The sequence below is a fragment of the Streptomyces sporangiiformans genome (assembly GCF_005768555.2).
Classification (GTDB): domain Bacteria; phylum Actinomycetota; class Actinomycetes; order Streptomycetales; family Streptomycetaceae; genus Streptomyces; species Streptomyces sporangiiformans.
The window spans coordinates 26,138-44,029 of sequence record NZ_VCHX02000061.1; the positions used below are offsets into that span (position 1 = coordinate 26,138).

12 protein-coding genes and 1 pseudogene are annotated in these 17,892 nt (G+C 69.4%); 9 read left to right on the forward strand and 4 right to left on the reverse strand.

Annotated features, from left to right (window positions below; all coding sequences use genetic code 11):
- The first annotated feature begins 3 nt into the window (after positions 1–3).
- The 5 genes from FGD71_RS05570 (at position 4) to FGD71_RS05590 (ending at position 6,300) form a co-directional block, all read left to right on the forward strand.
- Positions 4–930, forward strand: a complete 927-nt coding sequence (locus FGD71_RS05570; RefSeq protein WP_119099251.1) for a LysR family transcriptional regulator — start codon at positions 4–6, stop codon at positions 928–930.
- Positions 931–1,102: 172 nt separating this feature from the next.
- Positions 1,103–2,320, forward strand: a complete 1,218-nt coding sequence (locus FGD71_RS05575) for a CaiB/BaiF CoA transferase family protein (protein ID WP_119099252.1) — start codon at positions 1,103–1,105, stop codon at positions 2,318–2,320.
- Positions 2,321–2,396: 76 nt separating this feature from the next.
- Entirely contained in the window at positions 2,397–3,341 is a 945-nt protein-coding gene (locus tag FGD71_RS05580) for an HpcH/HpaI aldolase/citrate lyase family protein (protein WP_240436409.1), read from the forward strand.
- Between the two features lie 148 nt (positions 3,342–3,489).
- Positions 3,490–5,208 carry an IlvD/Edd family dehydratase gene (locus FGD71_RS05585; protein ID WP_119099254.1) on the forward strand — a complete coding sequence of 573 codons (1,719 nt, stop codon included), beginning with the start codon at positions 3,490–3,492 and terminating at the stop codon, positions 5,206–5,208.
- Between the two features lie 66 nt (positions 5,209–5,274).
- Complete coding sequence (locus FGD71_RS05590; RefSeq protein ID WP_119099255.1) at positions 5,275–6,300, forward strand: zinc-dependent alcohol dehydrogenase; 1,026 nt, start codon at positions 5,275–5,277, stop codon at positions 6,298–6,300.
- On the opposite strand, the gene FGD71_RS05595 is transcribed toward FGD71_RS05590, so the two are convergent.
- Both FGD71_RS05595 and FGD71_RS05600 read right to left on the reverse strand, forming a co-directional pair.
- Positions 6,297–7,010: a response regulator transcription factor gene (locus tag FGD71_RS05595; RefSeq protein ID WP_119099256.1), complete on the reverse strand. Its 714-nt coding sequence runs from the start codon at positions 7,008–7,010 to the stop codon at positions 6,297–6,299. The two genes, FGD71_RS05590 and FGD71_RS05595, sit on opposite strands and share 4 nt — an antisense overlap.
- Positions 7,007–8,014, reverse strand: coding sequence for a sensor histidine kinase (locus tag FGD71_RS05600; protein WP_240436410.1), 1,008 nt, complete (start codon positions 8,012–8,014; stop codon positions 7,007–7,009). The genes FGD71_RS05595 and FGD71_RS05600 overlap by 4 nt, the downstream gene beginning before the upstream one ends.
- A gap of 148 nt (positions 8,015–8,162) precedes the next feature.
- On the opposite strand from FGD71_RS05600, the gene FGD71_RS05605 reads away from it, so the two are divergent.
- Entirely contained in the window at positions 8,163–8,945 is a 783-nt protein-coding gene (locus tag FGD71_RS05605) for an ABC transporter ATP-binding protein (protein WP_119099292.1), read from the forward strand.
- Positions 8,942–11,260 carry an ABC transporter permease gene (locus FGD71_RS05610; protein ID WP_119099258.1) on the forward strand — a complete coding sequence of 773 codons (2,319 nt, stop codon included), beginning with the start codon at positions 8,942–8,944 and terminating at the stop codon, positions 11,258–11,260. Before FGD71_RS05605 ends, FGD71_RS05610 begins: the two co-directional genes overlap by 4 nt.
- A 391-nt stretch (positions 11,261–11,651) precedes the next feature.
- Here FGD71_RS05610 and FGD71_RS05615 read toward each other — a convergent pair whose 3' ends face one another.
- Positions 11,652–13,124 carry a glycoside hydrolase gene (locus tag FGD71_RS05615; RefSeq protein WP_119099259.1) on the reverse strand — a complete coding sequence of 491 codons (1,473 nt, stop codon included), beginning with the start codon at positions 13,122–13,124 and terminating at the stop codon, positions 11,652–11,654.
- 299 nt (positions 13,125–13,423) lie between these two features.
- Between FGD71_RS05615 and FGD71_RS05620 the strand changes: the two genes are divergently transcribed.
- Positions 13,424–15,457 (forward strand): GDSL-type esterase/lipase family protein, encoded by a 2,034-nt coding sequence (locus tag FGD71_RS05620; RefSeq protein ID WP_119099260.1) that lies wholly within the window; start codon positions 13,424–13,426, stop codon positions 15,455–15,457.
- Between the two features lie 91 nt (positions 15,458–15,548).
- Positions 15,549–16,541, forward strand: a complete 993-nt coding sequence (locus tag FGD71_RS05625) for a TerC family protein (protein WP_119099261.1) — start codon at positions 15,549–15,551, stop codon at positions 16,539–16,541.
- On the opposite strand, the pseudogene FGD71_RS05630 reads toward FGD71_RS05625, so the two are convergent.
- Positions 16,523–17,599, reverse strand: a pseudogene (locus FGD71_RS05630) (RNA polymerase sigma factor); the annotation flags it as partial. The gene FGD71_RS05625 and the pseudogene FGD71_RS05630 overlap by 19 nt on opposite strands.
- Positions 17,600–17,892: the final 293 nt, after the last annotated feature.

The following is a 17,892-nucleotide window of genomic DNA, read 5'->3' on the forward strand; positions in this document are numbered from 1 at the left end:
GCCATGGATGCCACCTTGCGCCAACTGGCGGCCTACGCGGCCGTCGCCCGAGCGGCGAGCTTCACCGCCGCCGCCGCTCAGATGCACGTGTCGCAGTCGTCGCTCAGCCGTGCCGTCGCGGATCTGGAGCGGCTGCTCGGCGCGCAGTTGCTCGAACGCGACACGCGCAATGTTCAGTTGACCGCGGCGGGCGCCGAGGCGCTGCGGATAGCCGAGCAGATCGTGAACGCCCATCGAGCGGGCATGAAGGAACTCCGGCGGTTCCTGCTCGGCGAGTCGGGCACGGTCGCGGTGGCCACGCTGCCGTCCGTCGCCGCCGTGCTGCTACCGCAGGTGATCTCCCGGTTCCGTACGCTGCGGCCGCAGGTGACCGTGCGCATCCTCGACGGCCTGGAACGGTCGGTGCTGGACCAGGTCCTGTCCGGCGACGCCGACTTCGCGATCACCACGGTCGGCAAGTCGTCGGTCCAGCTCGAGCAACGCCCGCTGGTGCGGGACCGGTTCGTCGCGGTGCTGCCGACTGGCCATCCGCTCACCGAGCGCACCGAGGTGTCCTGGGAGGACCTGGCCCGCGAGCCCTTCCTCGCCGTCGGGCGAAATTCGAGCGTCCGCAGACTCACCGATGCCGCCTTCGCCCAGGTCGACGCACACGAGGAACCGGCGGCCGAGGCCGGCAGTATCGCCACCGTGGGCGGACTGGTGGCGGCGGGACTGGGAGTGTCCGCCCTGCCCGCTCTGGTGCTGCCCCTCACGGGTGCGGGTCAGGTCGTCTGCCGCGATCTCGTCGGGCCCGTGGTCGACCGGCGTCTGGACATCGTCCTGCGCGCCCGGCGAACCCTGCCGCTCGCCGCCCACCGTCTCCTGGAGACGCTCGACGAGTTGCGGGTGCGGGGACACGACCTGCCCGACGGGGTCGCGTGGTCCGAGTAGCCGCCGCGGGTGGGTGTTCTGACGGCGCGCCCTCACTCTGATTCATGCGCAAGCCGCATGGATTGATCGGCTTCCTTTGCTGGACAGGCATTTCTCCGCTTCGGCACGCTGAGATCCCGGGCCCGGTACGTCACCGAACGAGGGAGAGCGTGGATGGCGAGGGAGTGCAGCGGTGTCGGATGAGGAGCGGGACACCGGCGGACAGGGGCAGTTGCGGGGGCTGAAGGTCGTCGAGTTCGCGCATGTGGTGGCCGGACCGCTGGCCGGTTCGATGCTCGCCGACCAGGGCGCCGACGTCGTCCACGTCGAGCCGCCCGGCAGCGGGGACGCGGCGCGCGCGATGGGACCGCAACGGGACGGCGTCCCCTTGTGGTTCAAGGTCGCCGGACGCAACAAACGGTCCGTCACCCTGGATCTGCATCACGAGGCCGGCCGGGCCGTCGCCCACCGGCTCGTCGCCTGGGCGGACGTCGTGATCGTCACCCTGCGCGCCGGACGCCTGCGCAGCTGGGAACTCGACTGGGAAGCGGTGCACCGGATCAACCCGAAGGCCGTCCTCCTGCAGATCTCCGGCTTCGGCGCGACCTCCTCGCAGGCCGACGCCCCCGGCTTCGGCAAGATGGGCGAGGCCCGCAGCGGGGTCGTCCACCTGACCGGGTTCCCGGACGGCCCGCCCGTCCACACCGGCTTCTCCCACGGCGACGCCGTGACCGGCCTGATGGGGGCCTACGCCGTGCTCGCCGCCCTCCACCGGCGCGAGCGAGAGCCCGACTTCGAGGGCGAATGGATCGACCTCGCGCTCTTCGAGCCCCTGTTCCGGCTCGTGGAGTGGCAGGTCATCGTTCACGACCAGCTGGGCACGGTGCCCGAACGCGCCGGCAACCAGCTGGCGGTCGCCCCCGCGGCGGTGATCAACACCTACCGTTCCCGTGACGGCGAATGGATCACCGTGACCTCCGCGACGCCGCGCTCGGTACGCAACGTGGCCCGCCTGCTCGGGCTTCCCGACGAGGAGTTCGCCACGACCCAGCAGCAGCACGCCCGGCGCGGTGAGCTGGACGAGGGGCTGCGCGCCTGGGTGGCGGGCCACTCGACCACCGAGTGCCTGGCGGAGTTCGCCCGCAACGAAGTGGTGGCCTCACGGGTGTTCAGCGCGGCGGACATCGCCGAAGACCCCGTCTACGCCGAACGCGGCGACATCGTCACCGTCGACGACCCCGATCTCGGCCCCGTACGCATGCAGGGGGTCATCCCGCACTTCCACCGGAACCCGGGGCGCGTCTGGCGCACCGGACCCGCGCTCGGACAGGACAACAGCCTCGTCTACCGCGACTGGCTCGGCCTCGACGAGAAGGAACTCACCGACCTCGAGGAGCGAGGTGTCGTGTGAACCGGGCGAGGGTGCGACGGGCCGGGCGACACTCCCCTCCCCGCACCCTCCGAGCCCTCCCCATCCCCTGCGCCCCTTGCGCCCCTTGCGCTCCCTGCTCTTCGTGCCGGCGAACAGGACGGAATGGCTGCCGAAGGCGCGGGCGGCAGGCGCCGATGCCGCCATCCTCGACCTGGAGGACGCGGTGCCCCGGCAGGACAAGGCCTCAGCCCGCGCGCGGGTGGTGGAGGCCGTCGCAGGCGCCGGCACGGACCCTTCGGGCGGCATGGCACTGTTCGTCCGGATCAACCCGCTCGACAGCTGGGCGGGCGCCGAGGAACTGCGCGCGGTCGCCCGCCCCGGACTGGCCGGCATCGTCCTGCCCAAGGTGAGCTGCGTCCAGGACGTACGCCTTGCCGACCGGTTGCTCACCTGGTGCGAGGACGAACAGGGCCTGCCCCGGGGGCAGTTGGCGCTCGTGCCCCTGCTGGAGACGGCTCGTGGGCTGCGCGAGGCCCATGAGATCGCGTCGGCCGCCGCACGGGTCGCGTATATGGGTGCCCTCACGGCGCCCGGCGGCGACGTCGAACGTGCGGTCGGCTATCGGTGGACCCCGGAAGGAACGGAAACCCTCGCACTGCGCTCGCGCGTCCTGCTGGACGTCCGCGCGGCCGAATCGCCCCACCCCGTCACCGGGCTGTGGACCAGCCTCGCGGACCTCGCCGGCCTGCGCGCCTTCGCCGAACAGAACCGATCCCTCGGATACGAGGGGATGATGGCCATCCACCCTTCCCACGTCCCCGTGATCAACGACGTCTTCTCCCCCGGCCCCGACGAACTCGCCCGCTACGCCCGTCTGATCGCCGCCGTCGAGCAGGCCCAGACACAGGGACAGGGCGCGGTGTCCTTCGAGGGACAGATGGTGGACGAGGCCATGGCCGCGACGGCACGCCTGGTGCTGGAACGGCATGCGAGGCGTGGGACACAGGAGAAGGGTGGAGCGCGGGACAGCAGTGGAGCGCGGGACAGGAGTGGGGAGTAGGAGAGAAGCGGGGCGTAGGAGAGAAGCGGTGCCGGCCCGAGGCCGTCGGCAGGGTGCTCGGCGCGCGCCGCTGTTCAGCGGCCCTTGCCGATTGCTAGCGTGATCGATCCACCCGAGCCCGTGCGTGTGCGCGACGGAAGGACGATGGATGCCGTCTGAACTGCGAAGCGCACAGTGGTACGCCGGGACGGATCGCAACGCCTACATCCATCGTGCGTGGATGCGGCGCGGCCTTCCCCAGGACGCCTTCTCCGGCAGACCGCACATCGCCATCGCGAACACCGCGTCGGACCTGACCCCCTGCAACACCCATCTCGGCGAGGTCGCGAAGTCCGTGCGGGACGGCGTGCACGAATCCGGCGGCATCCCCCTGGAGTTGCCGGTGGTCTCGCTCGGCGAGACCCAGATGCGGCCCACCGCCATGCTCTGGCGGAACATGGCCGCGATGGCGGCCGAGGAACTGCTGCGCGCCAACCCGATCGACGGTGTCGTCCTCCTCGGCGGGTGCGACAAGACGATCCCCGCCCTGCTCATGGCCGCCGCTTCGGTGGGCCTGCCCGCCGTCGTCGTGCCCGGCGGCCCGATGCTCACCGGCACCTTCCGCGGCCGGCCGCTCGGATGCGGGACGGATGTGTGGCGGCTGAGCGAGGAGGTCCGCGCGGGGACTCTGTCCCAGCAGGACTTCACCCGCTCCGAGTCGTCCATGATCCGTAGCCGGGGACACTGCAACACGATGGGAACCGCGTCGACGATGGCCGTGGTAGCGGAGGCGCTCGGCATGACCCGGCCCGGCCTGGCCGGAACGCCCGCTCCCGACAGCCGACTGCTCGAAGCCGCCCACGAGACGGGGCGGTTGGCCGTCGAGCTCGTGGCGGAGCGGCGAACGCCCGCCGACGTCATGACCGCCGCCTCCTTCCACAACGCGATCGTCGCGCTCGCGGCCACCGGCGGGTCCACCAACGCGGTCGTGCATCTGCTGGCCATCGCCGGCCGTCTCGGCGTACCGCTCGCCCTGGACGACTTCGACCGGATCGGCTCGCATGTCCCGCTCCTGGTCGACCTCTTGCCAGCAGGCACGTACCTCATGGACGACTTCCATCGCGCGGGCGGGCTGCTCGCTGTCCTCCGTGAGGTCCGCGACCTGCTCGACCCCACGGCCGTCACCGTCACCGGCCGTCCGCTCGTCGACTTCCTCGACGAGGCGGAGAGCTGGGACCGCGAGGTGATCCGCCCGCGCGAGTCGCCTCTGCAGCCGGACGCGGGCATCGCCGTGCTGCGTGGCAATCTGGCCCCGGACGGCGCCATCATCAAGCCCGCCGCCGCCTCGCCCGGTCTTCTCCGGCACCGCGGCCGGGCGGTCGTGTTCGACAGCATCGAGGACTTCCACGCCCGCGTCGACGACCCGGACCTGCCCGTCGACGCGGACTCCGTGCTCGTGCTGCGCGGCTGCGGTCCCAAGGGCTACCCCGGCATGCCCGAGGTGTCGAACATGCCCCTGCCGCGCAAGCTGCTGGAGCAGGGCGTACGCGACATGGTGCGCGTGTGCGACGGCCGCATGAGCGGCACGGCGTACGGAACGGTCGTCCTCCATGTCGCCCCGGAGGCCGCCGCCGGAGGCCCGCTCGCTCTGGTACGCGACGGCGACTGGATCGCTCTCGACGTTCCCGCACGCACGCTCACCGTTGATGTCGACGACTCCGAACTGGCGCTGCGCACGCCCAACAAGGCGACCGTGGACGGTTTCGCGAACCCCGAGCGCGGCTGGGAGCGCCTGTATGTGGAGCATGTGACGCAGGCCGACACCGGTGCCGATCTCGACTTTCTGACCGGTTCCTCGGGGTCGGTGGTGAGCCGTGAATCGCACTGACCGGACGAAGCGCGTGCGCTCCATGGGCGGCGCGGTCGGCTCACGCTGCCGCCCGGGTCACCGCCGATGAGGGCCTTCGTCGTGTTCGGGCCCGGCGAGTGCGGCGTCGTGGACGTCGAACCGCCGACGGCCGCACCCGGCGAGGCCGTCGTCGACGTGGCCCGGGTCGGCGTGTGCGGTACCGACGTCGAGTTCTTCAGCGGTGAGATGCAGTACCTCCACGAAGGTCATGCGCGGTATCCGCTGCGCCTGGGCCACGAGTGGACTGGCAGGGTCTCGGCCGTGGGGGAAGGTGTCGACGCGTCCTGGATCGGCTGTCGGGTGATGGGCGACACGATGCTCGGCTGCGGGCTGTGCCGTCGCTGCCGCGACGGTCGGCAGCATGTGTGCGACGCACGGGAGGAGGTCGGGATCCGCGGTGGCCGGGCCGGGGCCTTGGCCGAGCAACTCGCCGTACCGGCCAGGTCGTTGTATCGGCTGCCGGATGCCGTCGACGACACCCTGGGGGCCTTGGTGGAGCCGGGTGGCAACGCGTTCCGGGCGGCGCGGGCGGCCGCGATCGACGCCGGCGACCGGGTGCTGGTGCTCGGGCCGGGCACCATCGGCCTGCTGGTGGCGATGTTCGCCCGCCGGGCCGGCGCGGAGGTGCACCTGATGGGGCTCACCCCTCAGTCGCTGGACTTCGCCCGCACCCTCGGATTCGACGCCCTGTGGCAGGAGAAGGAGCTTCCCGGCCTGCCCTGGGATGCCGTGATCGACGCCTCCAACGCGCCCGAACTGCCCGCGAAGGCGGTCGAGTGGGTCGAGCCCGGGCGACGGGTGGTGTACATCGGTCTCGCGGGCACATCGAGTCCCCTCGACACACGATCACTGGCCCTCAAGGACATGACGGCCGTCGGAATTCTCAGTGCCTCACCCGGACTCGGCGCCACGATCGACGCGTACGCGAGCGGCGAGGTCGATCCACGCCCCCTGGTGGCGGCGACGGTGGGCCTCGACGACGTGGGCGCGGTACTGGCGGGCACCCGGCCCGCCGGCGCCGGGCCGGGACCCAAGATCCATGTGGTCCCTGGCGGACAGGACAGGTTCTAGTCGGCGCATCCCCGAGGGGAGACGAGCCCGGTCTCGTAGGCGACCACGACGGCCTGGGCGCGGTCGCGGAGGGTGAGCTTGGCGAAGATGCGGGCGACGTGCGACTTCACCGTGGCCTCGCTGAGGGTCAGCTCGTGGGCCAGCTCGGCGTTGGACAGGCCTCGGCCCAGGAGCGTCAGGACCTCCAGCTCCCTGGGGGTCAGCACGGCGAGGTCACGGTGAGGGGGCACGGGCTGGGTGCCCCGGCCGGGAGTGCTGTGTTGCCGGCGCGGCACCGGAGTGGCAAAACGCTCGACGAGTCGCCGCGTGATCGAGGGGGCGAGGAGGGCGTCGCCTGTGTCGACCAGGCGTACGGCGGCCGCCAGGTGTGCGGGGGTGACGTCCTTCAGGAGGAAACCGCTCGCGCCCAGGGCCAGGGCCTCGTACACGTAACGGTCGAGGTCGAAGGTGGTCAGCATCAGCACCCGGCAGTCCGGGCTCTGCTTCAGGATGAGCCGGGCCGCCTCCAGGCCGTCCATGTTCGGCATACGGATGTCCATGAGGACCACCTCGGGGCGCAGTTCGCGCGCGGCCGCCACCGCCTCGGCTCCGTCCGCCGCCTCGCCGACGACTTCGATGCCACGGGTCGACAGGATCAGCCGGAACCCCGTACGGATCAGCGTCTGGTCGTCGGCGATGAGGACGCGCGGCGCCCGCTCGGCCGTACTCATGGACGGTCCAGGGGTATGCGAGCCCGGACGCGGTAACCGCCGCCGAGACGCCGCCGGGCATCCATTTCGCCTCCGTAGACGGCGACCCGCTCGCGGAGACCCAACAGCCCTCGGCCCGTGCCGTCTCCGCGCCGGGCCCGCTCGGGCCGCTGGGGCACGGAGACGCCACCGGCACGCGGCTGCGCTCCGGTCAGCACACTGGGCCCCGTGTTCAGTACCTCCACCCGCAGTGAGCGGTCGGCGTAGCGTACGGTCACCTCGGCTCGTCCGCCGTCGCCGTGTTTCAGGGCGTTCGTCAGAGCCTCCTGGACGATCCGGTACGCGGTCACGTCGATCCCGGCCGGCAGGGAGCGGGGTTCGCCGGAGATCCGTACCTCGACGGGCAGTCCGGCGAAGGCGATCCGGTCGACCAGCCGGCTCAGCACGCTCAGACCGGGCTGGGGTGCCAGGTCCGGACCGGCCGCCACGACGTCACCGTGCCGACCGTCCCAGCCGTCTCGGCCGTCCCAGCCGTCTCGGCCGTCTCGGCCGTCCCGACTGGCGTAACGGTCACGGTCGTTCTCGTTCCCGCGGTCCTTGCCGCCGCCACTCTCATGGCCCGCACCGCTCGCGTCGTCCTCGCCGCTCTGCGACGGCGCCAACACACCGAGCAGATGCCGTAGTTCGGTCATCGTGGAGCGGCCGGCGTCCTCGACGGCCCCCATCGCCGCCTCGGCCTCGTCGGGCATGGTCCTCAGTACGTCGCGCGCGGCCCCGGCCTGCACCACCATGAGGCTGACGTTGTGGCTGACAATGTCGTGCAACTCCCTGGCGATACGGTCCCGTTCGGCCCGGACGGCGCCGCGGGCCGCGCTGTGCCGCTCCCGCTCCAGCAGCCAGCCCCGTTCCCCCACGGCCCTGCGATAGCGGCGCCGCGCACGCAGGAACGCCACGCCCAGCCATCCGGCGGCGGCACACGCCACCGCCAGCGCCGCGACAAGCCAGCCCACCCCCGACGACCCCACGCGCTCACCTTCGCAGACCGGCCCGCGATCCGCATCATCCTCCGGATGCAGGCCCCTGCATCCCTGGGACGAGGCGCGCCGCGTCGCTCCGGAGTTTGCCATCCCGGGACGGATGTCCGGCCGCGTCCGCCGCTCTACCGTCCTGTGCATGGTCATAGGAGAGAGCACGGGACAGACGGAACCGGCGGCCGGACAGGTCGTCGTACGGCTGGAGGACGTACGCAAGGAGTACGGCGAGACGGCGGCGCTGGACGGTGTGTCGCTGGAGATCAGCGCCGGAGAGGCGGTCGCGGTGATGGGACCGTCGGGCTGCGGCAAGTCCACGCTGCTCAACATGATCGCCGGCCTCGACCGCCCGACGTCGGGCTCGGTCGTCGTGCACGGAGAGGATGTGGGACGACTCGGCGAGAAGGCGCTGGCGCTGTACCGGCGCCGCCACATCGGCATGATCTTCCAGTTCTTCAACCTCATCGACGACCTGTCCGCCCTGGACAACGTCGCGCTGGCCGCACAGCTGACCGGGACCCCGGCCGGACAGGCGCGCAGGCGTGCGCTGGAACTGTTCGACGAACTCGGAATCGCCGACAGGAGGAACGCCTATCCCGCGGTACTCAGCGGTGGCGAGCGCCAGCGCGTCGGCGTCGCCCGTGCCCTGATGAACCGCCCCGCCCTGCTGCTGGCCGACGAACCGACCGGCGCCCTGGACAGCCGGGCCGGCGAGCAGGTGATGGACCTGCTGCTCGACCTCAACCAGATCGGCCAGACCCTGCTCCTGGTGACGCACGACGAGCGACTGGCACAGCGCTGCGCCAGTCGGCTGGTCGAACTGGCCGACGGCCGCGTGGTCGGTGAGCACAGTCTGGACGACGGCGAACACGGCCTCACCGAGGACGAGAAGAACGACGCGCACAGCCTGGGGCGGACCGCGTGAGCGCCGTATGGCGGGCCGCGCGTGGGGCCGTACGCCGCCGCAGGATCCAGACGTTCGTGATCGGCCTCGTGGTCCTGATGTCCACGGGGACGATCGTGGTCGCGCTGGGCCTGCTGGACGCCGCGTCCGCCCCTTTCGACCGCGCCTTCGGCAAGCAGCGCGGCGCCCATGCCGTCGCGCTGTTCGACTCCGGCAGGGTTTCGGACTCACAGCTCACGCGGGCGGCCCGGCAGCCGGGCGTGGAGGCCGCTTCGGGGCCCTTCCGGCGGGCTGTGCTCGAACTGCCGCGGAAAACCGCCTCGTCGTTCGGTATGGACACCGGCATGGCGGTTGTCGGCCGCGCCGCTCCCGGCGGCCCGGTGGACCGGTTGGACCTTTGGGCCGGCCGCTGGGCCGACCGCCCCGGTGAGATCGTCCTGAACCGCGCTCATGGCTGGGGGACGGACGAACTGGGCAAGCAGCTCGAGGTCCCCGGCGGCCCGAGCCTCACCGTTGTCGGGTACGCCTTCAGCCTGAGCCGGTCGGCCGACGCCTGGGTCGCGCCGGGACAGATCACCGGCCTGCGCCCGACCACCACGCAGATGCTCTTCCGCTTCAACGACTCCTCGACGGCCAGCTGGATCCGCGCGGGCCTGTCCGCGGTGACCGAGGAGTTGCCGTCGGACTCGCTGACGGCATCGCAGTCGTACCTCACCATCAAGCGGCAGATCGGCAGCTCGGCCAACGCCTATGCCCCGTACCTGATGACCTTCGGAGTTCTCGGAATCGTGGTGGCGGTGCTGATCGTCGCCAACGTGGTGGGCGGTGCGGTCATCTCGGGCTTCCGGCACATCGGGATCCTCAAGGCCATCGGCTTCACGCCCGGGCAGGTGCTCGCGATCTACCTCACGATGGTGTCCGTACCGGCGGTCGTCGGCTGCGTGCTCGGGACCGTCGCCGGCAACCTCCTGGCACGGCCCCTGCTGGAGTTCGCGTTCACGGGACCCGACGCGGGGGTGATGCACAGCAGCGTCGGTGGTGTTCCGACCTGGGTGAACGCCGTCGCCCTGCTGGGTCTGCCGTCCGTGGTCGTCCTCGCCGCGTTCTTCCCCGCATCGCGCGCGCACCGTATGTCCGCTGCCCGGGCGATCAGCGCGGGCAGCGCACAGCGCGCCGGGCGCGCTCTGCGCATCCAGCGCCGGCTGGCGAGCAGCAGGCTGCCCCGCTCGGTCAGTCTGGGCCTGGGGCTGCCGTTCGCCCGACCGGGACGCAGCGCCCTCACGCTGGCGGCCGTCGTCCTCGGGGTGACCACCGTGACGTTCGCGACGGGCCTGGCCACGACGATGCACCGGTTCGGGAGCGTGGGTGAGGACGCGTACCAAGTCGTGGTGTACGCAGGCACGTTCAAGGACGGCCGAGAGGTCGACCCGGAGCACAGCGACCGGGATCTCCAGTCGCTCCTGCGTTCCCTGCCAGGCGCTAGTGAGGTGACCGCGCGGGGGTACGCCCACGTTCGCGTCGCCGGGTACCCGCAAGGCGTGGGGGTCGAGGGCCGTCGCGGCGACAGGACCGACCTGGGCGATGTACTCGTCGAGGGACGGTGGATGCGTGACGCGGGTGAGATCGTCGCCCCGACACCGTTCCTGCGCGAACGTGACTTGAAGGTCGGCGACCGCATCCTCCTGGAGAAGGGCGGCCACCGGGAACGCGTCACCGTGGTCGGTGAGGCCATGGCTGGCAACTCCCGCACCGTGTACTCGAATTGGTCGACGATGATCGCGGTGTCGCCGGAGGAGGAGGCCATCGCGTACCACGTCAGGCTCGCCGACGGGGCGGACACGGCAGCCTATATGGCCGCGGCCCGGGCCGCCGACGCCGGCATCAGCCCGACGGCGAACGGGCCGAACGCCATCACCCAGACCATCGTCGGCTCGGCATCGGTCCTCACCCTGATGCTGGCGGCGGTCGCCTCCCTCGGCGTCTTCAACACGGTCGTCCTCAACACCCGGGAACGCCGCCGCGACCTGGGCATGCTCAAGTCCATCGGCATGACGCCGCGTCAGGTGACCGTGATGATGGTGTCCTCGATGGCGGCCCTGGGCCTGGCCGGAAGCCTGCTCGGCATCCCCCTCGGCATCCTCGGCCACCACCTGATCGTGCCGGAGATGACCGACGCGGTGGACCTCGCCCTGCCCGCGTACATGACGGACGTCTGGCAGCCCTCCGCCCTCACGGCCCTCGCCTTCGCGGGCCTCACGATCACCAGCGTCGGCGCCTTGGTCCCCTCACGCAGGGCGGCCCGCCTGACGATCGCGGAGGTCCTCCACAACGAGTGATCCCCTGAGTGATCCGCGGGGCCGGAGGCTCATCTGTCACTCGAGCAACGAAATTTCCCATCCGTCCCACAAGCCCCATCACCCCCACTGAGTGGTGGCAACACCGGGCAAAAAATCATGATTTGAGGGCTTTCATATGCTATTGGCAGCGCTAGAATGAAAGTCGGCCTGCGGGACGAGCGAGGGAGTTCAACCGGAGTAGCCGACTTGGGCGTGAAGTGCAGTGACGGCTTCCGCTTAGGCCGACGTCGACGGTTGGGCTGAGAGGCCAGAAGGTCGAGAGACTGGAAGGCGACCCCCACTACCTGATCCGGACAATACCGGCGCAGGGAGCCCGTCTCGTAGGTCTTTCGTGTGCCGCGCGGGCCCTGCCCCTGGCAGGGCCCGCGGCTCACACCGCCACGCCCTCCACCTGAAGCGTCTGCACGGAACCCGCCGCGAACGGCACGCGCAGCAGCTTGCCGCTGAGGTACGTGTCCGCGCGTTCCGTGTACAGGTCGCCACCACCGGCGGTGACCGTGTTCCAGCGGCGGACCACGCCTCCGGAGCCGCCCGTCACGGTGCCGAAGCGGGAGAGGTCGAACGTGAGGGTCTGGGCCGCGCCCGTGTTGACGGCCACGATGACCAGGCGTCGGGCAGCAGCGTCCAGGGCGGCCACCGCGTAGCCGACACCTGTGTCCAGGATCGTCATCCCGGGGCGGATGTGCCGGCTGAACTGGGCCATCACGTAGTACTTGGTCTGGACGGCGCCGGCCTGGAGGGTGCTCGGGTCGTAGTGGATCAGTGCCCAGCCTGCGGTCGGGTCCATCACCTGCCAGTAGCACCAGGCCGTGGGGTGCAGCCAGCGGAAGTCCAGGCACAGGTTGCTCGCCAGGGTGAGGCCCGTGCCGTCCTTGTCGCCGTACTCGGAGTTCCACAGCTGCTTGCGCGCCGTGGTGACGACGTCGGTGTAGAGGAGGTCCCGGCGGCCGCCGGAGCCCTGGTAGCCGTGCACGTTGAAGCGGCCCACGAGCGCCTTGGTCGACGAGCTGAACGAGTTCCACGTCGTGCGTGCCAGGTCGTAGCTGGTCTCGTCGGAGGCGGAGATCCGTGTTCCCGTCAGTCCGCGCTTGTCGAGCTCGCTGCGCAGGTGCGGGAGGACGGCCGACTGGACGGAGGCGTCCATGTGGCAGCCCTCCTGCGCACCGGTGGCGGTCCACCAGTCGGACGAGGGCTCGTTGAAGGGATCGACGGTCGCGAAGTTCACGCCCCAGTTGTTCTTGGCGTACAGAGCGACGGCCGCCAGGTGGGAGGCGTGCTGACGGTAGTTCCACGACTGGAGGTTGTTGCCGCCGCCGGACGCGCCCGAGGGGTTGTGGTTGAGGCACATCCACCACATCGGTGAGTTGGCGAACAGCTCGCTGACCGCGCCCCGCCCGGTCGCCTTGACGAGCGCGGCGCGCTGGGCGGCGTCCGCGGACCACTTCCAGGCGGACGAGGCCGGATCCTCGTTGTTCCAGTCCTGCCAGAAGCCCTCGATCTGCTTGAAGCGCGGGATGTTGGGCGAGGCGACCATGCTTTCGCCGCCGACGCTGTTCCAACTGCACGCGCCGAGGTTGTAGCGGGCGATGTTCAGACCCAGACCCGGAAGCGTTCTGCCGTTGTACGCGACGGACTTCGTGGTGAAGAAGATGTCGGCGAAGTCGTCCCGCTGCCCGAACACATTGGCCCACCACGCCAACGACGTGCCCCAGCCGTCCCAACGTCCGTAGGTCGCACCGGGGTTGACCGCGATGGTCGCGTCGGCCCGTGCGGTTCCCGTCGCCAGGGCGCCACCGAGAAACGTACCGCCCGCCGCAGCCAGTAGTGCCCTGCGTCTGATCATGGATCCTCCTGTCACGCTCATGCCATGCATCGCGTCTGCTGAAGGATGGGGCGGCGCATCAGGGCTTGTCGAGAGGCGTGACAGCGCTTTCTATCCGCATGACGATCCGTTCGCCCAGCCGAACATCTCGACCCCTGACGAACCCCTCTCGCGCAAGCATTCCCTTCGCGTACATGCCAGAAATCGACGCCGGATCCCTTGACGCTGAACCGTTTCATTGCTTCTCTCGAAAAGCTGCTCTGGGAGCGCTCCCATGTCCTGTGTCGGCTCCCAACCCCCTTCTGTGGAAAGGGAACTCCGTGCAGACCACCCCCCACTGGCGCGCGCCGCACCGCCACCTCAGACGCGCCCTGCAAGCCGTCCTCACCGCGGCCCTCGTAGCCTGCCTGCTGTCCTGGACGGGCGGCGCCCCCGCGCATGCCGCTCCGGGCGACGGCTCGGTCTCGGACCCGAACATCGTCTACGTCGGGCGCTGGGACACGGGTTCAGGCACCGCGGCCGTGCCCGGCTGGACCGGCGCGTATCTGCGGACCTCCTTCACCGGCACCACGGTGAAGGTCAAGGCCCGAGACGCCGTCAACCTCTACGTGAGCATCGACGGCAAACCCGACGTCTTCCACGCGGGCGTGCGTGGCACGGTGAACCTCACCCCGCAGCCGCTGCCCGCGGGCACCCACACTCTCCGGATCTCCTATCGCTCCGGCGACACCGTCTTCCAGGGCCTGGTACTGGACTCCGGCGCGCGCACGGTCAGTCCGAGCGTGCCGTCGGGGCTGATCGAGTTCGTCGGCGACTCCATCACCGCCGGCGCCCTGACCGACCGGCTGGCGCTCGACTCGTACGCCTGGAAGACCGGCGAGCAGCTGAACATGCGACATACGCAGATAGCCCGCGCCGGCTACTGTCTGGTCGCCCAGTCCGGATGTACCGGGCTGAGCGGCCAGTTCTTCAGGACGGGCAGTACCGGCAGCCAGAACTGGGACTTCTCGCGCTATCAGGCGAGCGCGGTGGTCATCAATCTCGGCACGAACGACATCGGGCACGGCGTCTCCGGTGCCACGTTCCAGTCGGCGTACACCACGTTCCTGCGCGACATCCGCGCGAAGTACCCGAACGCCGCGCTCTTCGCGGTGCAGACGCTCAAGAAGCGCTACGTCACCGAGACCAAGGCCGCAGTCCGCGCCCGCAACAGCGCCGGCGACACCAAGGTGCGGTACGTCGACACCACGGGCTGGCTCACCGACGGCGCCGACTACGAGGACGGCAACGGGCATCCCAACGAGTCGGGCCACACCAAGTTCGCCAGTCGTCTGGCCCCGGTCGTCCGTGCCGAACTGGGCAGCGCCACCGCCCGTTCCGCCGGGGCGGCGACAGAGGCAGCGGCAGCGGCCGCGGCTCCCGGCCAGCCGGGGGATCCCCACATCAAGTTCGTCGGTCGCTGGGACACCCAGAGCTCCAGCACGCTCTACACCCCGTACTGGGCAGGTGCTTACTACCGGGTCGGCTTCACGGGCAGGACCGTCAAGCTGAAGCAGCGGGGCACGATCGACTTCTGGGCGCGGATCGACAACGGGCCCGTGAAGTTCTACGACGACGTCAAAGGGACGGTGAATCTGACCCCGTCGGCGCTGTCCGCCGGCAACCACACCCTCCAGGTCAACTACCAGGTGGTCGCGGGCTCCTACCGAGGCGACGCCGTCTTCCAAGGGCTCGTCCTCGACAGCGGCGCGACGACCTTCGCGCCGTCCTCCCCGTCCAAACTCATCGAGTTCATCGGCGACTCCATCACCGTGGGAACGACGTCCTCGCAGAACGCCCGGACCGCGTACGGCTGGCTGACCGGAGAACGGCTCGGCGCCGAGCACACCCAGATCGCCCAGGGCGGCGCCTGTCTGGTCGCCGCGGCAGACGGATGCGTGGGCCTGGAACGGCAGTTCAGCAAGCTCAACCCCAACGCGTCCACCCCCGACTGGAACTTCTCCCGCTACCGGGCGGACGCGGTCGTCATCAACCTGGGCACCAACGACGTCGGCCACGGGGTGAGTTCCGCGCAGTTCCAGTCGGCGTACACCAGCCTGCTGCGCAAGGTACGCGCCGCCTACCCGCAGGCGTGGATCTTCGCGATGGAGACCTTCCGCGGACGGTACGTCCCGCAGACCGAGGCGGCCGTGAAGGCGGCTGTCGACGGCGGCGACTTGCGGGTCTCCTTCGTCGACACGACGGGCTGGCTGGGCTCGGGCGACCTCACGGACTCGGTCCACCCCAACGAGCAGGGGCACCGCCACATCGCCGACCGGCTCGCACCGGTCATCGCGGCCAGAATCGGCGGCTGACGGCAGAATCCACGGTTCCGGCGGATGAGCGGGGCGTTGCCAAAACGCCCCGCTGGTGACAATGATTCTCACCTCAGTCTCCGGAGGAACAGTGAACGTAACTCTCAACATCTGGGTGCTGACCGTCGCAGCACTGTGCGCGCTCATCGCCGTGGACTTCTTCATCGGGCGCAAGCCGCACGAGGTGTCGATCAAGGAAGCCGGCATCTGGTCGGCCGTCTGGATCGCCCTGGCCGTGCTCTTCGGGCTCGGCCTGCTGACCTTCGGCGGTGCTCAGCCGGCCGGCGAGTTCTTCGCGGGGTTCATCACGGAGAAGTCGCTGAGCGTCGACAACCTCTTCGTCTTCGTACTGATCATGGCGAAGTTCTCGGTGCCGCCGCAGTACCAGCAGCGGGTCCTGATGATCGGCGTCCTGATAGCGCTGGTGCTGCGCACGGTGTTCATCGCGGCCGGTGCCGCGATCATCTCGACCTTCTCGTGGGTCTTCTACCTCTTCGGCGCCTTCCTGATCTGGACCGCCTGGAAGCTCGTCCAGGACGCCCGCCATGACCAGCACGACGAGGAGTACGAGGAGAACAAGCTGCTCAAGGCCGCCGAGCAGCGCTTCGGTGTCGCCGACCGCTATCACGGCACCAAGCTGTTCATCGTGGAGAACGGCAAGCGCGTGATGACGCCGATGATGGTCGTCATGCTGGCCATCGGCTCCACGGACGTGCTGTTCGCGCTGGACTCGATCCCCGCCATCTACGGGCTGACCAAGGACCCGTACATCGTCTTCACCGCCAACGCCTTCGCGCTGATGGGACTACGGCAGCTGTACTTCCTCATCGGCGGACTGCTCAAGAGGCTGGTCCACCTGAGCTACGGTCTGTCGATCATCCTCGGGTTCATCGGCGTCAAGCTCGTGCTGCACGCGCTGCACGAGTCCGGAGTCCACGTTCCCGAGATCTCCATCCCCTTCTCGCTCGGCTTCATCGTCCTGGTACTCGCCGTGACCACCGTGACCAGCCTGCGCGCCTCGAAGAAGCAGGCACTGGAGCAGGAGGCGGACGAGACCGGCGCCGATCAGTCGATGTCGCGGTAATCCTGCAGCGCCTGGGAGCGTGTGGGGTGGCGGAGCTTGGACATCGTCTTGGCCTCGATCTGGCGGATGCGCTCTCGCGTCACTCCGTACACCTGGCCGATCTCTTCCAAGGTCTTCGTCCGGCCGTCGTCGAGGCCGTACCGCAGGGAGATGATCCCGGCCTCGCGTGGTGTCATCGTGGCGAGGAGGGCCTTGATTTCGTCCTTGAGCAGCAGGAACGTGACCATGTCCGAAGGAGAGACGGTCTCGGTGTCCTCAATTACGTCACCGAGTTCGGTGCCGCCTTCCTCTCCCAACGGCATGTGAAGCGAGACAGGATCCTTGGTGTACCCGTCGACCTCTATGATCTTCGCCACGGGGACGTCCAGCTGCTCGGCCAGTTCCTCCAGTGTCGGATCGACGCCCAGGTCCTGGAGCATTTCCCGACGGACCTTTGCCACTCTGTTGATCATCTCCACCATGTGGACCGGAATCCGGATGATCCGGCTCTGATCGGCCAGGGCGCGCGATATCGCCTGGCGTATCCACCAGGTCGCGTACGTCGAGAACTTGAACCCTCTGGTGTAGTCGAACTTCTCGACGGCACGAATCAGGCCCGTGTTTCCCTCTTGAATCAGGTCGAGAAACATGAGCCCGCGTCTGCTGTAGCGTTTGGCGATGGAGACGACCAGTCGCAGATTCGCCTCGATGAGGTGGGATTTCGCCCTGCGTCCGTCCTCGGCGAGGATCTCCAACTCCCGGCGGAAGCGCGGATCCAGCAGGCCAGGGTCTTCCTCGAGCTTGTTCTGGGCGAGCAGGCCGGCCTCGATACGCTTCGCGATCTCCACCTCCTGCTGGGCGCTGAGGAGACGGACACGGGCGATGATTTTGAGATAGTCCCGTACTTGGTCAACCGTGGCGCTGCCCGAGGCGAGTTGAGGGACTGGGCCGTCGGCCTCGTCGTCGTCCTCGTCCACCCGGGGCAGCGGAACGGGATCCTCGTCCAGCGCCTTGATGATCATCTCCATCGCGCTCAGCTTCTCTTCCCGTTTCGGGCCGCTGGAATCCTGAATTACCGTCGCCACGCCACACACATCAGGTTCGCTCAGTTACCGTACACCTGGTTGCTCGCTCGTAGACCGCAGCGCATTACGGGAAAAACCCGGTGAAATGAATCATGTCGGCCGCGCTGTTGATTTTCCCGGCTATTTCTGGAGCCGTTGCCGGTGGCGATTGCCGGAGAAGGATCATTCGGTCCGTACGCATGACATCGCCGCCCTCCGCGACGCGCTCACCGTCTTCACCGCCCCGGAGGCGACCGAGGAAGGCGCGTGACGACGGCCACTTGCGGGAGGCGTTGAGCGTGTGAACA